The 1,605-nt window shown below is 66.0% G+C and carries 1 protein-coding gene and 1 pseudogene; both read right to left on the reverse strand.

Going from position 1 to position 1,605, the window contains the following annotated elements; genetic code table 11:
* Positions 1-990, reverse strand: a 990-nt coding sequence (locus ACIBVN_RS60855; protein ID WP_397152045.1) for a family 43 glycosylhydrolase, incomplete at its 3' end; no start/stop codon positions are given.
* 176 nt (positions 991-1,166) lie between these two features.
* A pseudogene (locus ACIBVN_RS60860) lies at positions 1,167-1,605 on the reverse strand (IS701 family transposase); the annotation flags it as partial.

Here is a 1,605-nt window from a genome sequence, read left to right on the forward strand (position 1 = left end):
GTAGGTGTACTGGCCGACGCGCGCGCCGTTGTCGGTGTTCGGCTGCTGGACGTCCATGGCCTTGCCGCTGTGACGCACGTTGATCCGGTAGACCGGCGCCGAACTGGGCACGTCGGCTACCGGCAGGATCGTTCCGTGGCGGCAGCCGGGGCAGGTGATCTGGCTGAGGCCCGACCAAGAGTTCAGGTTGGAGCTGGTGGCCGTCCAGATGCCGCCGTTGGTGTACTTGTCGATCCAGATGCGCCAGGAGCCGTCGCTCATCCGCAGCACGGCGGGCCCCTCGTAGCCCGAGCTCCACAGCTGGCCCTGGTTGCTCCAGCCGCTGGTGAGGCTCGTGCTGGTCCAGTGCTCGATGTACTTGGAGGTTTCGTTCTTGGTGAAGGCGTGGTAGGTGCTGCCTGACTTCACCACGTAGGTGTCGATGTAGTTGTAGCCGAGGCCGCCCATCTGCACTGGCCCGCTCCAGGAGGTCAGCGAACTGTTCTGGGCGGTGAAGATGTAGGGCCGGAAACAGTTGGAGCAGGTCGTCTGGGCGATGCTCACGATGAGCCGCACGGTGCTGCCCTCGACGTAGAACTCGGGGGCCCAGGTGAATCGGGTGTTGGCGACGCCGGAGTTGACGCTGGTGACGTGCGTCCAGTTGATCAGGTCGGGGCTGGAGGCGATGTTGAAGTGGGTGGAGTTCGTGGTCCAGGACTGGACGGTGTGGGCGATGTAGTAGAGCCCGTTGTGCTGGATGATGCTGGGGTCGCGCAGTACGCCGGTGGGGCCGCGGTAGTTGGTGTCGGCCAGCACGCTGAAGTTCGTGCCGTTGCTCGATGAGTAGACCCAGAGCTCCTGGTCGGCGGCGGCGTCTCCCTTGAACGTGGTGTAGACGTAGCCGGGGGCGGCCTGTGCGGGTGGTGCGACGGCCACCGCGGTGCCGACGGCAGCGAGCGCCACGAGGCTTAATTTGGCCAGCCAGCGTCTGACCTTCGGCTGTCTGTTCACGGATGGCCTCCTAGTACTACAGTCATGTTTCGTGATCTATAGCTGGATCTTGTTGTGGCGTAGCCAGCGTTTCCAGTAGTGGCTGCTGCGGGCGCGGGCTTGGTGGGCGCGTCGGAGGTGTGACCATGCCAGGGCGCGTTGCAGGATGTCGCTGATGGGGTGGGTGACGGCGCTGGTCAGGTGTGCCAGGAGACGGCGGATCTCGGCTGGGGTGAGGGGGACCAGGCCGCACGTGCTTTTGGGGCGTGCGCGGCGGTGACGGCGAGGTAGGCGTGGGCGAGCATGGCCAGGGTGATGTGGCGGTGCCAGCCGTCGTAGCGGCGGACCTGGTACTGGTCCAGGCCGACTTCGTTCTTGGCGGCTTGGAAGCACTCCTCGATGGCCCAGCGGGAACCGGCGATGCGAACGAGCTGGTCCAGCGAGGTACCCGCGGGTCCGAAGCACAGGTAGTAGGCCATCTCCAGCTCGCCTTGATCGTTCGATGTGAGACTGCGGCGGACCAGCAGCCACCGCTGGAAACCGCCGGGTCCGCCCAGGTGGTCGTCGGCGTGGGGCGGCAGGGTCGCCATCGCCCAGTCATACAGGCGCGGCCCCTTGGCCCCATCGCCTGCCGAC

Source organism: Nonomuraea sp. NPDC049400 (assembly GCF_044466425.1).
Taxonomy (GTDB): Bacteria; Actinomycetota; Actinomycetes; order Streptosporangiales; family Streptosporangiaceae; genus Nonomuraea.